Origin of the sequence: Thioalkalivibrio sp. AKL6, assembly GCF_000376905.1 — a bacterium.
Classification (GTDB): Bacteria; Pseudomonadota; Gammaproteobacteria; order Ectothiorhodospirales; family Ectothiorhodospiraceae; genus Thioalkalivibrio; species Thioalkalivibrio versutus.
The window spans coordinates 180,978-197,526 of record NZ_AQXS01000011.1 but is presented as its reverse complement, the minus strand read 5'-3'; the positions used below and the strand labels follow the sequence as shown (position 1 = coordinate 197,526).

Annotated in this window: 18 protein-coding genes; 9 read left to right on the top strand and 9 right to left on the bottom strand. The window is 68.1% G+C overall.

The features are described 5' to 3' along the window. Positions 1–45: 45 nt before the first annotated feature. Positions 46–624, bottom strand: coding sequence for an NAD(P)H-dependent oxidoreductase (locus tag D575_RS0111665; RefSeq protein ID WP_018146097.1), 579 nt, complete (start codon positions 622–624; stop codon positions 46–48). Positions 625–773: 149 nt separating this feature from the next. Between D575_RS0111665 and D575_RS0111660 the strand changes: the two genes are divergently transcribed. Then, the gene (locus D575_RS0111660) at positions 774–1,721 is read left to right on the top strand and encodes a sodium-dependent bicarbonate transport family permease (RefSeq protein WP_018146096.1); all 948 of its coding nucleotides are present in this window, start codon (positions 774–776) and stop codon (positions 1,719–1,721) included. A gap of 4 nt (positions 1,722–1,725) precedes the next feature. Then, complete coding sequence (locus tag D575_RS0111655) at positions 1,726–2,016, top strand: hypothetical protein (RefSeq protein WP_018146095.1); 291 nt, start codon at positions 1,726–1,728, stop codon at positions 2,014–2,016. A 192-nt stretch (positions 2,017–2,208) separates the two neighbouring features. Here the strand turns inward: D575_RS0111655 and D575_RS0111650 are convergent, their stop codons facing one another. The 7 genes from D575_RS0111650 to dksA all read right to left on the bottom strand — a co-directional run bounded on the left by D575_RS0111650 (position 2,209) and on the right by dksA (position 9,250). Then, positions 2,209–2,433: a hypothetical protein gene (locus tag D575_RS0111650; RefSeq protein ID WP_018146094.1), complete on the bottom strand. Its 225-nt coding sequence runs from the start codon at positions 2,431–2,433 to the stop codon at positions 2,209–2,211. Between the two features lie 342 nt (positions 2,434–2,775). Continuing rightward, positions 2,776–3,297, bottom strand: a complete 522-nt coding sequence (gene thpR, locus D575_RS0111645; protein ID WP_019612666.1) for an RNA 2',3'-cyclic phosphodiesterase — start codon at positions 3,295–3,297, stop codon at positions 2,776–2,778. Positions 3,298–3,301: 4 nt separating this feature from the next. Next, entirely contained in the window at positions 3,302–4,657 is a 1,356-nt protein-coding gene (locus tag D575_RS0111640) for a sigma-54 dependent transcriptional regulator (RefSeq protein WP_018146092.1), read from the bottom strand. Further along, a complete protein-coding gene (locus tag D575_RS0111635) occupies positions 4,654–7,581 on the bottom strand; it encodes an ATP-binding protein (RefSeq protein WP_018146091.1) in 2,928 nt (975 codons plus the stop codon). The genes D575_RS0111640 and D575_RS0111635 overlap by 4 nt, the downstream gene beginning before the upstream one ends. Next, a complete protein-coding gene (locus D575_RS14475; RefSeq protein ID WP_018146090.1) occupies positions 7,571–7,744 on the bottom strand; it encodes a hypothetical protein in 174 nt (57 codons plus the stop codon). Before D575_RS14475 ends, D575_RS0111635 begins: the two co-directional genes overlap by 11 nt. A gap of 92 nt (positions 7,745–7,836) precedes the next feature. Beyond that, positions 7,837–8,784, bottom strand: coding sequence for a tRNA glutamyl-Q(34) synthetase GluQRS (gene gluQRS / locus D575_RS0111625; RefSeq protein WP_018146089.1), 948 nt, complete (start codon positions 8,782–8,784; stop codon positions 7,837–7,839). 13 nt (positions 8,785–8,797) lie between these two features. After that, entirely contained in the window at positions 8,798–9,250 is a 453-nt protein-coding gene (dksA, locus tag D575_RS0111620; RefSeq protein WP_018146088.1) for an RNA polymerase-binding protein DksA, read from the bottom strand. A 168-nt stretch (positions 9,251–9,418) separates the two neighbouring features. Here dksA and D575_RS0111615 point away from each other — a divergent pair, with 168 nt between their 5' ends. Then, entirely contained in the window at positions 9,419–10,189 is a 771-nt protein-coding gene (locus tag D575_RS0111615; protein ID WP_018146087.1) for an HAD family hydrolase, read from the top strand. Between the two features lie 13 nt (positions 10,190–10,202). Here the strand turns inward: D575_RS0111615 and D575_RS0111610 are convergent, their stop codons facing one another. Continuing rightward, a complete protein-coding gene (locus tag D575_RS0111610) occupies positions 10,203–10,910 on the bottom strand; it encodes a MarC family protein (protein WP_018146086.1) in 708 nt (235 codons plus the stop codon). A gap of 297 nt (positions 10,911–11,207) precedes the next feature. On the opposite strand from D575_RS0111610, the gene cysM reads away from it, so the two are divergent. The 6 genes from cysM (at position 11,208) to D575_RS0111580 (ending at position 16,549) form a co-directional block, all read left to right on the top strand. After that, the gene (gene cysM / locus D575_RS0111605; protein WP_018146085.1) at positions 11,208–12,119 is read left to right on the top strand and encodes a cysteine synthase CysM; all 912 of its coding nucleotides are present in this window, start codon (positions 11,208–11,210) and stop codon (positions 12,117–12,119) included. Continuing rightward, complete coding sequence (locus tag D575_RS0111600) at positions 12,116–12,922, top strand: 3'-5' exonuclease (protein WP_018146084.1); 807 nt, start codon at positions 12,116–12,118, stop codon at positions 12,920–12,922. Before cysM ends, D575_RS0111600 begins: the two co-directional genes overlap by 4 nt. Further along, complete coding sequence (rlmD, locus tag D575_RS0111595) at positions 12,922–14,250, top strand: 23S rRNA (uracil(1939)-C(5))-methyltransferase RlmD (protein ID WP_018146083.1); 1,329 nt, start codon at positions 12,922–12,924, stop codon at positions 14,248–14,250. The genes D575_RS0111600 and rlmD overlap by 1 nt, the downstream gene beginning before the upstream one ends. 27 nt (positions 14,251–14,277) lie before the next feature. Further along, on the top strand, positions 14,278–14,916 hold the full coding sequence (locus tag D575_RS0111590; RefSeq protein WP_018146082.1) for a MotA/TolQ/ExbB proton channel family protein: 639 nt from the start codon (positions 14,278–14,280) through the stop codon (positions 14,914–14,916). Next, positions 14,913–15,341, top strand: coding sequence for a biopolymer transporter ExbD (locus D575_RS0111585; RefSeq protein WP_018650355.1), 429 nt, complete (start codon positions 14,913–14,915; stop codon positions 15,339–15,341). The genes D575_RS0111590 and D575_RS0111585 overlap by 4 nt, the downstream gene beginning before the upstream one ends. A gap of 71 nt (positions 15,342–15,412) precedes the next feature. After that, on the top strand, positions 15,413–16,549 hold the full coding sequence (locus D575_RS0111580) for a glycosyltransferase N-terminal domain-containing protein (RefSeq protein WP_018146080.1): 1,137 nt from the start codon (positions 15,413–15,415) through the stop codon (positions 16,547–16,549).

The window sequence follows — 16,549 nt, the reverse complement described above, 5'->3', positions numbered from 1 at the left end:
GCGCACGGCCGGTCGGAAGACCGCACGAGTGTACCGGCCACAGGGTTACCGTGCCGCGTGTCCGAGCTCGCGCATCTTCTTCAGCCAGCGTTCGCGGGCGGCGGCATCACCGCCGTTCTGCCCGATCAGGGTGTGGCGGATCGGGCCGAAGCCGCAGAAGCGGAAGATGTTGCGTTCCAGGCTCTTCAGGCTGTGGGCGCCATAGAACCAGCGGTAGGCCAGCGCCGGCATGCCCATGGTGACCACGATGCGTACCGAGCGGCCCTTGAGCCGCGTGTGGCGCAGGCGGTTCATGTCGCCATCGCCGACGAATGCCGGGCGCAGGGTCTGTTCCAGGAAGCCCTTGACCAGGGCCGGCATATCGCCCAGCCAGAGGGGATAGATCAGGACGATGTGGTGGGCGACCTCGATCAGTTCCTGCGCCTCGAGGATCGCGGGCGGAACGGTCTCGTCGACAAACTCGGCCTGGTTCTTCAGCAGTGGAAAGTCGCGGTGGGCAATCGTCAGGGTGTCCACCGCGACGCCGGCCTTCTCGGCCCCTTCGCGGTAGGCATCGGCCAGCGCGTGGTCGAGGTGGCCTTCGGCCGGGTCGGGGTGTCCCTGAAGGATAAGGATGCGCGTCATGCAGCTGTCCTCGTGGCGGGAAGACTTCTCTTCAAGCCTAGATTAGATGACGGGGCTTGTTGCCACGCAATGGTTTTCTGCCGGGCGGGTCTCGCCTACGATTAGGGTGCGAGTTGCAGCGCATTGCGGCTTCCGCACACGGAGGCGAGATGGCATTCGATCCGGTTGTACTGTTCTTCCTGCTGGGCGCCATTGCGGGCCTCGCCAAGTCGGATCTGAAGATCCCGATGGCGATCTACGAGGCGCTTTCGATCTATCTGTTGCTGGCGATTGGCCTGATGGGTGGGGTCAAGCTGGCCGAGAGCGAGCTGGTGCCCTTGCTGCTGCCGGGGTTGGCGGTGCTGGCGGTGGGTTCGTTGATCCCGCTGATCGCGTTCCCGGTTCTGCGCTGGGTGGGGCGCATGCCGCGGGCGGACTCGGCCTCGATCGCGGCGCACTATGGCTCGGTCTCGGTGGTGACCTTCTCGGTCGCCGTGGCCCTGCTGGCCTCGCGCGGGATCGATTACGAGGGCCACATGGTGGTCTTCCTGGTGCTGCTGGAGATGCCGGCGCTAATCATCGGCATCCTGCTGGCGCGCATGGGCAGCAAGGGCCCGACGCGCTGGGGCAAGACCATGCACGAAGTGTTTTTCGGCAAGAGTATCTTCCTGCTGGCCGGCGGCCTGGTGATTGGTTTCATCGCGGGTCCCGTGCACATCGAGCCGCTGGAGCCGATGTTCTTCGACCTGTTCAAGGGCGTGCTGGCGCTGTTCCTGCTGGAGATGGGGCTGGTCGCCTCCAGTCGCATCGCCGACGTGCGCCAGTACGGCTTCTTTCTGGTGACCTTCGCGATCGTGATGCCGATTGTCTCGGCCGTGCTGGGTACGCTGCTGGGGTATGCGCTGGGCATGTCGATGGGCGGTACGCTGTTGCTGGCGACCCTCTATGCGAGTGCCTCCTACATCGCCGCACCGGCGGCCATGCGTATCGCGGTACCCCAGGCTAATCCGGCACTTTCCATTGGCGCATCGCTGGGAATCACGTTCCCCTTCAACATCTTCCTGGGTGTGCCGCTGTATTTCTGGATGGCCCAGACCCTTTATTCGCTGGGAGGCTAGCGCGATGGAATCCGATGACATGCACCTGCTGACGGTGGTCGCCGAGGCGATCCTGGAGGACACGCTGATCGACGAGGCGCGCGCCATGGGCGCGGCCGGGTACACGGTGACCGATACGCGCGGCTGGGGCCGGCATGGCAAGCGCCGGGGCAACTGGCGCCAGGGTGGCAATATCAAGGTCGAGGTGGTGGCTTCGGCCGAGTTGTGCGATCGCATCGCAGCCCGGTTCAAGGAACAGTACGAGGCGGACTATGGTTTGTTGATGTTCACCGTCCCGGTGGCGTTGAAGAATTAGGGACGCTCCGGGTCCGGGGAATCGAGTTTCCATGGAGTGAAGTGTTTCGCGGAATTTCCGGGAACTCGACTGTCACCCTTGGGGGCGCGGGGTCTGGCTGCTATCAAGGGGGCCTGAATGAACGGCGTTACAGCCTGCAGGAGGCTCCCAATGACGAGATTTCGTAGCACGGCCCTGGCCATCGCGCTGGGTTCACTGTTTGCCGCCGGTTCGGCATACGCGCAGGCCCCGCAACATGGGGACCCACAGGGCGGAATGGGCCAGGGTATGCCGCCCGCCGAACAGGGTGCCCCGCCGGCCGGTGGTCAGCAGGTCCCGGGCCAGGGCGGCATGCCGCGCGGCCAGGGTCAGGAGCGTGGGCAGGGCATGCCTCAGGGGCAGCCGCCGGAGCAGCCCGGCCAGCGCAGGCAGGGGCAACAAGCTCCCGGGCAGATGGAGCGCGGTGGCCAGCCGGCACCGGGGCAAAGCGGAGCGCCGAGTCCGCCCCAGGGGCAGGGCCAGCCGCCTGAGGGACAGGGTCAACCTCAAGGGCAGGGGCAGCCCCAGGATGCGCCCCCGCTGGGACAGCAGCGCCAGCCCCGGGGCGAGGATGCACCGCCGCTGGGCGAGGGAACACCGACGCGACCGGGTACCGGAACCCAGCCAGCCGATCCGGCAGACCCCGCCCAGCCAGCCGACCCTTCGGCAACGGATAACCTTCCGCCCCTCGATTGATCCGACTCTCGCGGCCGCCGCTGGCCTGCCGCGCGGGCGGGCTGGTCAGGTCTGGGCGAGGATGCGGTAGGGCCCGGGATGGCCGTCTTTTCCCGACTCGATCAGCGCAATCGTGTCCGCCAGCCAGCGCAGGGGCGGTTCGATGCGTTCGGTGTCGGGCGGCGCGGCGTGGCGTCGCAGGGACACGTGGGGTCGGAAGGGACGCGGCGGACCGAGGTCGATACCGCAGTCGTTGCACAGGGCATGTGCCTGCTCGGCGAGGTCGGCCAGTGCGGCGGGCGGCTCGGCAGGAGCGGCCCAGGTGATGCGCGGCCCGGTGAAGTGACCCAGATGGTCCAGGGTCAGGTCGATCGGCGCGCAGGCGAGTTCCGTGATGCGCCCGGCCAGACAGTCGGCCTGTCCGACCGGGATCGTTCCGGCGAAGGCCAGCGTCAGGTGCAGGTGATCGCGCGGGACCGGTCGGCCAGGGCCGTCGAGTTCCTGGCCGAGGCGGGCTAGTGTGGCGCGTGTGGGGTCGTCGGGCCACAGGGCCAGAAAGACCCGCCGGGCTGCGGGGGATGCGGCCACCGATTCAGCCGCGCGGGCGGGGGAGATTCTCACGCTGACGGCGTTCCCACAGGGTCTTGCGGCTGATGCCGAGGGCCCGGGCCAGCTCGGTCTCGGTCATGCTGCCCTGGTTTTCCTGCACGAAGTGCCGGAAATACTCGTTCAGGCTCGAGCCCTTGCCCTTGCGGGTCGGAAACGCGGGGTTGGGGATCTCGTCGTCCCGGGCCGGGGTGCCCGTCGAGAGTCCCATGTGGTCCGCTTCGATGCAGCCATCCGGGCTCAGTACCCACCCGCGTTCCAGGGCGTTCGCCAGCTCGCGCACGTTGCCGGGCCAATCTTGCGACTCCAGGGCTTGCCGTGCCGCGTGTGACAGTTGTGGCACTGGCCCCGAACCGGCCAGTGCCTCGAGGAAATGCCGTGCCAGGGGGATGATGTCCTCGCGCCTTTCGCGCAGGGGCGGGATGGACAACTCCAGGACCCGCAGGCGGTAGTAGAGATCGGCACGAAAGGCCTGTTCCTCGATCATGGCCTCGAGGTCGCGGTGGGTGGCCGCCAGCAGGCGCACATCCACCTTCAGGTTCTCGTTGGACCCGACCGGGCGGAGCTCGCCATCCTGCAGGACCCGTAGCAGACGGGCCTGGGCCGCAGGCGCCAGTTCGCCGATCTCGTCCAGGAACAGCGTGCCGCCGTGGGCGCTCTGGATCAGGCCGGTGCGCGCCTTGACCGCACCGGTGTAGGCACCCTGGGCGTGACCGAACAGCTCGGCCTCGACCAGACCCTCGGGGATGGTGGCGCAATTGACCGCGACGAACGGGCCGCTGGCGCGCGGGCTCAGTTCGTGCAGGGCGCGCGCGGCGAGCTCCTTGCCGGTACCGGACTCGCCGCGCAGCAATACCGTGGAGTGGGTCATGGCCACACGCCGGATCTGATCACGCAATTGCTGCATGGCCTGGCTCTCGCCGATGAGGCCCAGTCCGGGGCGCGGAGCGGAATCGGTTCCCTCGTCGTCGGGTTCGTCGGTGTTGGGGCGGTCGCGCTCGCGCAGGGCGGCGCGCAGGGTCAGCAGCAGGGCGTCGTGGTCGAAAGGCTTGGCGATGTAGTCGGCGGCGCCTTCCTTCATCGCGTTGACCGCGGAGGGCACCGACGCATAACTGGTCATGATGACCGTGGGCGTGTGGGCGAATTCCGGCAGCAGCTCGATCCCTTCGCCATCCGGCAGGCGCAGATCCACCAGTTGCAGATCGTAGGGATCGGCGGCTGCCAGCGCTCGCGCCTCGGCCAGGTTTTCGGCCATGCCGACCTCGAAGCCGTGGTGCTCCAGGAATCGGCGCACGGCGCGGCGGATCGGGGCTTCGTCGTCAACCAGGAGGATGCGGGTCATGAGTCTTGGCGCGGAAGTGTCAGCAGGAATCGGGCACCGCCCTCGGGGCGGTTGGCGGCCATCAGGGTACCACCGTGGTCGCGCACGATGCTGTAGGCCACCGGCAGGCCCAGGCCGGTGCCCTGGCCGGCCGGCTTGGTGGTGAAGAACGGCTCGAACAGTCGTTCCAGGCTGGATGCGTCGATTCCGGGGCCGGCGTCGTCGATGGTGATCTGGACATGCCGTCCATGGACTCGGGCCGCGATGGCGACGGTGGCGTCTTCGGGCGAGGCCTGTTCGGCGTTGGTCAGCAGGTTGATGAACACCTGCAACAGCGTGGCATGCGAGCCGCGGACGTGCAGCCCCGCGAGACCCGAGGTCGTGAATTGCAGGTCGTTGCGCCCGGCCAGGCGCATCAGGCGGATGGCCTCGGCCACGAGATCGTCCAGTGCGATGGTCTCGAAGTGTCCGGCCGATGGGCCTTCGTCGGCGTGGGCGAAGGTGATCAGCGACTGTACGATGGCGTTGATGCGTCGCGTCTGGGCGAGGATGTCGTCGGCGATGCCGTGGATCTCCTGCGGGTCGTCCTCGAGGGGCAGGGTCTGCGCCAGCGAGGCGATACCGGTCAGTGGATTGCCGATCTCGTGCGCGACCCCGGCGGCAAAGCGGCCGATGGAGGCCAGGCGATCGCCGTGGGCGATCTCGGACTCGAGCTGGGCGCGTTCGGTCACGTCCTCGATCAGGACCACGCGGCCTTCCACCTGACCCTGGGCATCCTGCAGTTCGGAGCGGTGCAGGTTCAGGCGGCGGTTGCCGTTGGGCAGATCCACGTTCAGCTTGTACCACTGGCGGTCCGGGCTCTCCAGGAAGGCGGTCAGCAGGCCGCTCCAGGGGCTGTCGAGCTGACCGATGTTCTGGCCCACGGCGTCTTCCGTGGCGACCTGCGTGAGCTGCGCCAGGGCCTGGTTCCAGCCGGTGATCTCGCCGGTATTGGTGAGGCTGGCTACCCCCAGCGGGAGCTCGTGCAGGATCTGGCGATGAAAGCGGCGCAGGGCGTCCAGCTCGGCCGCCAGGCCGGACAGCGGCAGGGGGCGGGTCTCCAGCTGTTCCTCGATCCGCCGCAGGCTTTCGCTCAGGGTGTGGCGCCCGGCGGCATCCAGGCGCAGGTGCTGGTCGACGATCATGCGAGCCAGTACCGGCCCCAGCAGGCCGGAGAGATTGCGCTCGATCCGTTCGCGGAGGTGGCGCAGATCGCCGCGTGAACGCGTATGGCGGGGCAGGCCGAGATCATCCAGGGCGCGCTGGACCTCGTGGCGCGCCGTGCCCGGGCCCAGGGTGGCCGCAAGTGCAGTCTCCATCTCGGTGACGTCGCCCGCCAGTGGCAGGCCCGCTCCGGTGGCGGTGGATTCGTTGGGGCAGCAGGCCCGGCCGGCCTCGGTTTCCTCGGGGTTGGGCCGGGTCAGCAGCGAGCCGACGACGAACAGGACCGCGTTGACGCCTAGGCTCAGCATTAGCGCGAAGGTCCACGGGTCCAGCATCTCCGCGCGCAAGAGGCGTTGTGGGTCGGGCAGGGCCGTCGCGATCCCGGCATCCGACAGCAAAGGCATGACGAGGGTGAATGCCCAGCCGGCAATCCCGGCCCCCAGGCCCAAGAGAAATCCGACCCGGGTCGCCTGTTTCCACAGCATCAGGCCGATCAGGCCCGGCAGAAGTTGCGCCACCGCGGCAAACGAGATCAGACCCAGCTGCGCCAGGCCTTCTACGACCTGCAGCAGGCCGTAGAAGGCATAGCCGAGCCCGATGATGAACACGATCCAGATGCGCCGCCCCCAAAGCAGGCGGGTGTAGAGGTTGGCGCTGCGCTCCTCTTCGTGCAGTCGGGTCAGTGGCGAGAGGTAGTTGGTGCCCATATGGGCGAGCGCCAGGGTGGTCACGATCATCATCGCGCTGGCGGCGGACAACCCACCGATGAAGACCAGCAGGGCGAGGCTGGGTGACTCCAGCAACCCGGCGATGCCGATGGCGTAATAGTTGGGCGAGATGCCCAGCCCGGCCGCCTCCCCGGCCCAGTAGAGCACGGGCATCGGCAGGTTCAGCAGCAGCAGGAATGCGGGGAACGCCCAGGCCGCGGTGTTCAGTGCCTGCGGGTTGATGTTCTCGGTGAACAGCATGTGGAACTGGCGTGGCAGCAGGAAGGCGGCCGCGAAGGCCAGGATCATCATCGCGAACCAGCCGCCCTGGCGCACCGGCTCGTACAGCGCATCGACCGCTTCGGGATGGGCGGCCAGCCAGTCGTTCAGCCCGCCGAGGCCGCCGAACACGGCGTACAGCGCCACGGCGGCAATCACAAGGATGGCGAGCAGTTTGACGATGGACTCGAAGGCGATGGCCAGCACCAGACCGGCGTGCTTTTCGCGCGGGGCGATGTGGCGGGCGCCGAACAGGATCGCGAACAGCGCGATGGTGCCGCTGAAGGTCAGGGCGAGCAGATGCGGCGGGGTCTCCGCGGTCAGCACGGCGGCGGACTCGGCCACGGCCTTGATCTGTAGCGCGATGTACGGGAGTACCCCGGCGAGCATGAACAGGGCGACCACGGGCCCAGTGAAGCGGCTGCGGTAGCGAAAGGCGAACAGGTCGGCCAGCGAGGTCAGCTGCTGTTCGCGGGTCAGGCGCAGGAGGGGGCGCAGCAGCCAGGGGGTGGCGGCGAAGGCCAGGGTCACGCCGAGGTAGATGGTCAGGTACAGGTAGCCCTGGTCGGCGAGGAAACCAAGGTTGCCGTAGAAGGTCCAGGACGTCGCGTAGACCCCCAGCGACAGGCTGAACACCCAGCCGTTGGCCGCCAGCCGGCCTACTCGGGGGACGCGGTCGGCCAGGAACGCTATGCCGAATAGCAGGGCGAGGTAGGCCACCCCGACCGCGTAGATCAGACCCAGGCTAAGGGTCACGGCGCCCGCTCCGGCTCAGTGCCGCGATGGCCACGACGAACAGCGCCCAGGCCGTGAAGGGCCACCACCAGGCAGGACTCAGGTAGGCAACCCAGAGGACCAGCGGGCTCAGAAACAGCAATGCGCCCAGCAGGGCGATCAGGATGGCGCGAGGGGCGTCCATCGTCAGCCGCTCGCAAGCACCTTGCGGTGCGCGGGCGAGCGATCCTGCGGGGCCGTCCGGGTTGGCGCGCGGGTGGAGAGCATGCGGCGAGTCTACACCGCGCGCGCGGCCCCGGGCAGTGCCGCCGGCAATGGCAGGTGGTCGCCGAGGGTGTGTCCCTGCAGGCGCTCCAGGGCTTCGGCCAGCTGGGTCTCCGGTGCGTCGGGTGCCTGGGCGTCGCCCGGGGCCAGGCCGATCACCGTCAGGGTGTCGGCCAGCTGCCGCCGGGCGGTATCCGCGTGGATGCCCTTGGCTCCGGTGGCCTTGGCCAGCTTGTCGCCGCCGGGCGCGACAAGGACCGGGTGGTGGGCATAGGCCGGTGGGGTGGCGCCCAGCGCCTCGTAGAGCTGCATCTGGCGCGGGGTGGAGCCGAGCAGGTCGATCCCGCGCACCACGCGGGTTACGCCCAGGTCCAGGTCGTCCACCACGGTGGCGAGCTGGTAGGCGACGATGCCATCCGCCCGGCGGATCACGAAGTCGCTTCCGAGTGCCTCCAGATCGAAGGCGACCGCACCCAGAAAGCGATCCGCGATCGTCCAGTAACGGGTGGTCGCCCGGGCACGCACGGCCCGTGGCTCGCGTTCGGGCGGCAGGCCGTGGCGACAGGTCCCTGGATAGATCGGCCCTTCCCAGCCCGGCCGGCCGCGCGCGGCCAGGTCCTTGCGGGTACAGCCGCAGGGGAAAGCCAGGTTCGACACCAACAGGGTGTCCAGGGCGCGCTGATAGGCGGGACCGCGTTGGCTTTGCCAGGTAACGGGGCCATCCCAGACCAGGGCGAAGGCCTCGAGGGCATGGAAAATGGCATCGGCCGCCCCCGGGCGAACCCGGGGGGCGTCGATATCGTCGATTCGCAGATGCCAGCGGCCGTCGGTACTCCGGGCATCGAGCCAGGAGATGACGGCGGCCAGCAGGGAGCCCGCGTGCAGCGGGCCGGAAGGGGTAGGGGCAAACCGGCCGACATAGCGGTCGGCCCGGGTAATCCGTTCGGGCGTGACCGTCACGGCCCGGCCGGGATCAGGCGCGCTGCTTTTCCTTGATCTCGTCGAGCTGCTTGCAGTCGATGCACATGGTGGCCGTCGGGCGGGCCTCCAGGCGGCGAATGCCGATCTCCACGCCGCAGGTCTCGCAGTAGCCGTAATCGTGGGTGTCGATCTTGCGCAGCGCCTCGTTGATCTTCTTCGACAGCTTGCGTTCGCGGTCGCGGGAGCGCAGTTCCAGGCCGAACTCCTCTTCCTGGGTGGCGCGGTCGGCCGGATCGGCAAAGTTGGACGCGTCCTGGCGCATGTGCCCCACGGTGCGATCGACTTCCTCGGCCAGCTCCTGGCGCCATGCCCGCAGCAGGCTGCGGAAATGCTCGAGCTGATCCGGATTCATGTAATCTTCGTCCGGCTTCGGCTCGTAGGGCGCAATGCCCCCGGCGACCATGTGCTGGGTGGAGGGCTTGTCGGTCTTTTCGTCAGCAGCCATGCGGGCTTTCTCCGGCTGGAAAAATGAGGCGCACTTAGTACCAGAGTCGGGCGGGCCGGGCAAGTCCCGTGCCATGACTGTTGGTGCCTGGTCTCGGTTGGATGCCGGGAATGTGCGGGCTCGCGGCCGGTTTTTCAGCGAGATACGGGAAAAGGCGGAAATAACGGGATGACGGAATTGCAGGCGCTGATTTTCGATGTGGACGGCACATTGGCGGACACTGAACGCGACGGTCATCGCGTCGCCTTCAACAAGGCGTTCGCGGACGCGGGCCTGGACTGGGAGTGGAGCATCGCGCGCTACGGCGAGTTGCTGCGCGTGACCGGCGGCAAGGAACGCATCCGCCAGTACCTGTCCGAGGACCATCCCGAGGTCCTGAACGAGCCGGGGATCGATGCGCGTATTCGCGAGCTGCATGCGGCCAAGACGCGGCACTACGTGGCCCTGCTTGAGACCGGCGCGATCCCGCTGCGGCCGGGGGTGCGGCGGTTGCTGGACGAAGCGGAGGCCGAGGGTCTGCGCCTGGCGATCGCCACCACCACCACCCCCGAGAACGTCACGGTCCTGCTGGAGGCCACGCTCGGAAGCGAGGGCCCGTACCGCTTCGAGGTGATCTCCGCTGGCGACGTGGTCCCGGCCAAGAAGCCGGCTCCGGATATCTTTACCCACGCACTGGAGGCGATGAACCTGCCGGCGGAGGCCTGCCTGGCCCTGGAGGACTCCGACAACGGTGTGCGTTCCGCGCGCGGGGCGGGGCTGGAGGTCGTGGTCACGACGAACGACTACACCCGCGAGCAGGCGTTTGATGGCGCCTTGGCCGTGCTGGACGGGTTCGGTGAGGCGGATCAGCCCGCGACGGTCCTGGCCGGTCCGGCACTGGAAGGCTCGGTGGTGGATATCGCGACCCTGCGCGCCTGGGTCTCCGGGGCGAAGGGATAGCCGGCGCGCCGGCTCAATCGTTTTCGCGCGGCGGCAGGCGCGGGTCCTCGATCTCGGCCCCGTCGAGCATCTGGGTATCCAGCAGGAAGCCGACGGCGGCGTCGCTGACCCCGTTGATCACGAACTGCACGGCCAGGACCGCGAGAATCAGACCGAACACCTTGGTCAGGATGTCCTTGCCGGTATTCCCGAGGAATTTCACCAGATAGCGCGAATGGATCATCGCGTAGTAGCACGCGACCATGCAGGCCAGCACCGCCAGGAACACGAGGACCAGGTGATAGATGGTGGGGGCCTCGCTGGTCAGGATCATGACCGTTGCAATCGCCCCGGGCCCGCTCATGAACGGGATGGCCAGCGGGATGACCGAGATGTCCTCGGTCACCTGCCCCTTGTCGGCCTTCACCTCCTCGGCGGTTTCGCGCTCGCTGGCGGCCTTCTGCCGGATCATGCCGATCGCGATGCCGAACAGGATGATGCCGCCGGCGATGCGGAACGCCGCCAGCGTGATCCCGAACAGCTGGAAGATCACCCCGCCCAGCAGTGCAAAGGCGAACAGCAGGGCCGTGGCGACCTTGACCGAGCGCAGGGCGGTGGAGCGGCGCTTCTCCTCGGAGGCGCGCGGCAGCATTGCGGTGAAGATGAACGCGGTCGTCAGTGGATTCACGATGACGAATACCGCGAGGAAAGTGACGATCAGGTATTCGAGCAATACGAGCATGGCTCTAGCTTAGGCAGAATGGGGTGTCGTTGCGAGGTCCTCCGTGGGGGTGCCACAGAGATCGTTCCGCACACCGTCATTGCAAGGCCCCGCAGGGGCCGAGGCACAAAGGCACGAAGCGCGTTGAACGGCCACAAGCCGGCCTGAACGGCGAGCGTAGCGAGTAATCTCTGGAATGCCGCACGCCGTCGGAATCCGGTGGTTTCAGAGGGGGATCGCCACGTCGCGGTGTTCCACGCGATGACGGGGCGAGCGTGCATGGGCATGGATCGGGTCCGATCGTTATACTCTGCGCGCATGAAGAAACGCCTGCACCCGGAATCCTTCCCGACCCTCGAGCACTTCGTCGGCAATACGCCGCTGGTGCGCCTGCAGCGCATGGCGGCGGATCTGCCGTCCACCGTGCTGGTGAAGCTCGAGGGCAACAACCCCGCCGGTTCGGTCAAGGACCGGCCCGCGCTGAACATGATCCAGGCGGCCGAGCGCCGCGGCGACATCCAGCCGGGCGACACCCTGATCGAGGCGACCAGCGGCAACACCGGCATCGCGCTGGCGATGGTCGCGGCGATGAAGGGCTATCGCATGATCCTGGTGATGCCGGACAACATGTCCGCCGAGCGCCGCGCCTCGATGAAGGCCTTCGGCGCCGAGCTGGTGCTGGTCTCGCGCGAGGAGAGCATGGAGGGCGCGCGTGACCTCGCCGATCGCTTAGAGGCCGAGGGCAAGGGCCGGGTGCTGAACCAGTTCGGTAACCCCGACAACCCGGATGCGCACTACATTGGCACCGGGCCGGAGATCTGGCGCGACACCGAGGGCACGGTGACCCACTTCGTCTCCGCGATGGGGACTACCGGCACCATCATGGGCGTGTCGCGCTATCTCAAGGAACGCGATCCGGAGGTGCAGATCGTCGGCGTGCAGCCGGCCGAGGGGGCGTCCATCCCTGGCATCCGGCGCTGGCCGGAGGCCTATCTGCCGACCATCTTCGAGGCCTCGCGGGTGGACCAGACCGTGGACGTGACCCAGGAGGAGGCGGAGGAGACCATGCGTCGGCTGGCGAGTGAAGAAGGCATCTTTGCCGGGGTCTCCTCTGGTGGTTCGGTGGCCGCGGCGTTGAAGCTGGCGGCGCAGACCGAGGGTGGGACCTTCGTCGCGATCATCTGTGACCGCGGCGACCGCTACATCTCCACCGGCGTGTTCCCCGCATGAGTGCCCCGGTCCTGATCTTCGACCTCGAGACGGTCCCGGATATCGAGGGCGCGCGCCGCCTGCACGACTTCGAGGGGCTGAGCGATCACGAGGTCGCCGAGGCGATGTTCGCGCTGCGCCGTGCCCAGACCGGCTCCGAGTTCCTCAAGCATCCGCTGCATCGCATCGTGTCGATCGGCGTGCTCTATCAGGGCGGCGATGCGCTGAAGCTCTCCGCCTTCGGCCGCGAGGGCGAGGACGGCCAGACGCCCTCCGAGGCCGAACTGCTGCGGCAGTTCTTTGACGTGATCGACAAGCGCACGCCACAGCTCGTTAGCTGGAACGGCGGCGGCTTTGACCTCCCGGTGCTGCATTACCGCGCGCTGGTCAACGGCGTGCAGGCCCCGCGCTATTGGGAGCAGGGCAACGACGACCGCGAGTTTCGCTATAACAACTACCTGTCGCGCTTCCACTGGCGCCACGTGGACCTGATGGACGTGCTGGCGGGCTTCCAGGGCCGCGCGGTCACCAGCCTCGACATGATGGCCAGCCTGCTCGGCTTCCCCGGCAAGCTGGGCATGGATGGCTCGAAGGTCTGGCCGGCCTGGCGCGACGGGCGTCAGGCCGAGATCCACGACTATGTCGAGCACGATGTGCTGAACACCTATCTGGTCTGGCTGCGCTTCGAATACATGCGCGGCAACCTGACCGACGCCGCCCTGGCCAGCCGGCAACAGCAACTGGCCGAGTACCTGGAGGGCAGTGGTGCGGCGCACCACCGTGAATTCCTCGACGCCTGGCAGCCTGCCGGGACCGACACCTGATGGCACGCATCGACAAGACCCCGTTCGAGGCCCGGATCGAGGAGGTCACCCTGGACGGCCAGGGCGTGATCCGTCGCGAGGGCAAGGCCTGCTTCATCCACGGCGTGCTGAAGGGCGAGCGCGTGATGGCGGTGCAGACCGGGCGCAAGCGCCGTTTTGATACGGCCGAGGTGGTCGACGTGCTGGAGCCGGCCGCGGGCCGTGTCGAGCCGCCCTGCGAATTCTTTGGCCTGTGCGGTGGCTGCAAGCTGCAGCACGCATCCGTCGAGACCCAGCGTGAAATCAAGGAACAGGCCCTGTTCGACGCGCTGGAACGCATCGGCCACGTGACGCCGGAGGCGCGCTTCGAGCCGCTGACCGCCGACACCCTGGGTTATCGCCGCACTGCGCGGCTGGGCGCCAAGCACGTGCCGAAGAAGGGCGGGGTGCTGGTCGGCTTTCGCGAGCGCGGTAGCCCGTATCTCGCCCAGATGACCCACTGCGAGGTGCTGCACCCGGCAGTGGGTGGGCGTATCCAGGCGCTGCGCGAGTTGATGGACGGGCTCGAGGCGCGCGACCGCCTGCCGCAGATCGAGGTCGCGGTGGATGACGACGAGCGCGTGGCGTTGATCTTCCGCAATCTCGATCCGCTGTCGGAGGCGGATACCCAGCGCCTGTCCGACTGGGCCGAGGCCGAGGGCATCCAGGTGTATCTGCAGCCGGGCGGGGCGGACACGGTGGAGCCGCTGGCCGGGCCGATCGAGCCGCTGATCTACCGCCATCCGGACTACGGCGTGTCGGTGCCCTTTATGCCGACCGATTTCATCCAAGTGCACGCACAGATCAACCGCAAGATGGTGCCGCAGGCCCTGGAGGCGCTGGACCTGCAACCGGGGCAGCGCGTGCTGGACCTGTTCTGCGGGCTGGGCAACTTTACCTTGCCGCTGGCACGGACCGTGACCGAGGGCGAAGTGGTCGGCGTCGAGGTGGACGCCGCGATGCTGGCGCGGGCGCGTGCGAATGCCCGTGACCAGGGCATCGCCAATACCCGCTACGAGCGCGCAGACCTGGACGATGTCGAGGCGTTGAAGAGCGCCGCCTGGTTGCGCGAGGACTTCGACCGTGTGCTGCTGGACCCGCCGCGTACCGGCGCGGCCGCGGTGATCGAGGCCCTGGCGCCGCAGCGGATCGAACGCCTGGTCTATGTGTCCTGCAACCCGGCCACGCTCGCCCGTGACGCCGAGCGCCTGGTGCATCATCATGGCTATCGCCTGGAGCGGGCCGGGATCATGGACATGTTCCCGCACACTGCGCACGTGGAATCCATGGCCGTGTTCCGGCGCGCCTGACGCGCTTCGATACTTTAGGGGAATTGCATGCTGGAGATCGTACAAGCGGGTGGGTGGCTGATGCTGCCGATCCTGCTGTGTTCCGTACTGGCCGTGGCCATCGTGCTGGAGCGGCTGTGGACGCTGCGCCGCTCGCGGGTCGTGCCGCCGCGCCTGCTGACCTCGGTGTGGGAGCAGATGCGTACGCAGGGACTCAAGCTGGACGATATCCAGCGTCTGCGTGCGGGTTCCCCGCTGGGGGCGATCCTGGCCGCGGGTCTCGCGACCCATGACCGCGCCCGCCAGATCACCCAGGAGAGCATCGAAGAGGCCGGACGTCGCGTGGCCCACGATCTCGAGCGCTACATGAACACGCTGGGCACGATCTCGATGATTACCCCGTTGCTGGGCCTGCTTGGCACCGTGGTCGGGATGATCGAGGTGTTCACCGTGATCACCGAGATCGGCGTCGGCAGCCCGCGCGATCTGGCCGGTGGTATCTCGCAGGCCCTGATTACCACCGCGACCGGGATCGGCGTGGCCATCCCGGCGCTGGCCTTTCATCGCTACTTCCGTGGCCACATTGACGAACTGGTGCTGGAGATGGAGCAGGAGGCCACCAAGCTGGTCGAGGTGATCCATGGCGAACGCGAGGCCGGTGCGGTCGAGGGCGGGGCCAAGGCGTGAACTTCCGTACGCCAAGCCGGCAGGAAGAGCCCGGCGTCAATCTGACGCCGTTGATCGATGTGGTGTTCCTGCTGCTGATCTTCTTCATGGTCTCCACCACCTTCGATCAGCACGCGGACATCGAGCTGACCCTGCCCTCGGCCGACCGCGAGGCCGAGGCCGTGGAGCGCGCGTGGATCGACATCATCGTGGACGCGAACGGCAACTACTTCATCAACGGCCAGGAACTGATCAACCGCCGCGCCGAGACCCTGGAGCGGGTGCTCTCCGAGGCCCGCGAGGGCCGCGAGGATGACCCGGTGCTGATCCGCGCGGACGCGAATGCCACCCACCAGTCGGTGGTGCGCGCGCTGGATGTCGTCGGCCGCCTGGGTATCACCTCGGTCTCCATCGCCACCTTGGGTGATGCCGCCGATGACGACTGAGGCGTACCACCCGCAGCACGTCGAGCCTGACTCTGTGCTCGCGGCCGTCCCCTGCCGCGAGGAGGTGGGGGATGCGGGGTGATGCAGGAGGTTACGGCGCTCGGCGGTTTGCGGTCTGGGGCGCGACCTGGCGCGATTATCGTCGCGGTGAGGGGAACCGTGCGCGGGCCCGTCGGGGCTTCCTGACGCCACCCGACGAGCGGGGGCGGCTGGTCTGGATCAAGGCCGGCGGCACGCCCGAGGAGGTGCGCCTGGGGATCGAACTGCTCGGCGCGGTGCGCGACAAGCGCCAGGATGTACGCATCGTCCTGACCTTCGAGCAGGACTACCCGGAGCTCTTTGAACGACACATGCAGCCGTTTCGCAAGGTGGGTGTGGGCTATGGCCCCTGTGACCGTCCGCGGGTGGTGCGCCGGGTGCTCGAGCGTTTTCAGCCCCACGGCATCCTGCTGGCCGGCGGTCAGGCCCCGGTGAACCTCCTGCAGGCGGCCGAGGTCCCGGTGATCGCGGTCAATACCGAGCCGCCTGCCCGGGCAGTGCCTCCGGTCGTGCGCCACTGGCCGGTTGATCCGGCCGGGGCGCTTACGTGGCCGGAGGCCGCGTTCGAAGCGGCACTGGCGCCCGCCGACCCGCAGGCGCGATTTGTCGAGGCCCAGGCCGACGTGGTCCTGCGCGCATTGGTCGGGGGTAACGTGGAGCGCCTGTGGTGGTGGCACGGCACGTCGGAGCAATGGCCCGCCTGGCACGCGGCCTGGCAGGCCTCTGGCCGGGGGCGCAGCGATATCCTGCTCGCGAGCCTGCGCGGGAATGCGACCGAGGCCGGGCTGCCCGGCGCGGATCTGGCGGTCTCGGCCTGGGATCGTTCGACGTTGGCGCCGGGGGCTATCCTGCATCTGGATGACCGACGCTGGTTTGCCGCTGCGGCCAGTGCCGCCCATGCGGTGCATCTTGCGGCCTCGGATCGCCAGGCCTTGTGGCAGGGCCTGGCCGGCGGGGCGGCGGTGAGCCTGGGCGAGGCCCCGGCAGCGGCGTTGCCCTGCCCGGTGCTGGGCGAACCCACCGCGGTACTGGAGGCCTGGCAGCGGTTGAGCGCCGACCCGGCCGCGCGGCGTCAGCAGGGGGATGCGGCGCGGCGGCGCTTCTGGGACGAGCGGCGCCAGGTGGATGCCAATTTCGATGCTGTTCTGCAGCAGGTCTGGGACTGGTAG

Excerpts from the sequence above, each read along its gene's own strand:
- D575_RS0111665 (WP_018146097.1), bottom strand. The coding sequence starts at position 624 with ATGACGCGCATCCTTATCCTTCAGGGACACCCCGACCCGGCCGAAGGC.
- D575_RS0111660 (WP_018146096.1), top strand. The coding sequence starts at position 774 with ATGGCATTCGATCCGGTTGTACTGTTCTTCCTGCTGGGCGCCATTGCG.
- D575_RS0111655 (WP_018146095.1), top strand. The coding sequence starts at position 1,726 with ATGGAATCCGATGACATGCACCTGCTGACGGTGGTCGCCGAGGCGATC.
- D575_RS0111640 (WP_018146092.1), bottom strand. The coding sequence starts at position 4,657 with ATGACCCGCATCCTCCTGGTTGACGACGAAGCCCCGATCCGCCGCGCC.
- D575_RS14475 (WP_018146090.1), bottom strand. The coding sequence starts at position 7,744 with ATGGACGCCCCTCGCGCCATCCTGATCGCCCTGCTGGGCGCATTGCTG.
- dksA (WP_018146088.1), bottom strand. The coding sequence starts at position 9,250 with ATGGCTGCTGACGAAAAGACCGACAAGCCCTCCACCCAGCACATGGTC.
- D575_RS0111615 (WP_018146087.1), top strand. The coding sequence starts at position 9,419 with ATGACGGAATTGCAGGCGCTGATTTTCGATGTGGACGGCACATTGGCG.
- D575_RS0111610 (WP_018146086.1), bottom strand. The coding sequence starts at position 10,910 with ATGCTCGTATTGCTCGAATACCTGATCGTCACTTTCCTCGCGGTATTC.
- cysM (WP_018146085.1), top strand. The coding sequence starts at position 11,208 with ATGAAGAAACGCCTGCACCCGGAATCCTTCCCGACCCTCGAGCACTTC.
- D575_RS0111600 (WP_018146084.1), top strand. The coding sequence starts at position 12,116 with ATGAGTGCCCCGGTCCTGATCTTCGACCTCGAGACGGTCCCGGATATC.
- rlmD (WP_018146083.1), top strand. The coding sequence starts at position 12,922 with ATGGCACGCATCGACAAGACCCCGTTCGAGGCCCGGATCGAGGAGGTC.
- D575_RS0111590 (WP_018146082.1), top strand. The coding sequence starts at position 14,278 with ATGCTGGAGATCGTACAAGCGGGTGGGTGGCTGATGCTGCCGATCCTG.
- D575_RS0111580 (WP_018146080.1), top strand. The coding sequence starts at position 15,413 with ATGCGGGGTGATGCAGGAGGTTACGGCGCTCGGCGGTTTGCGGTCTGG.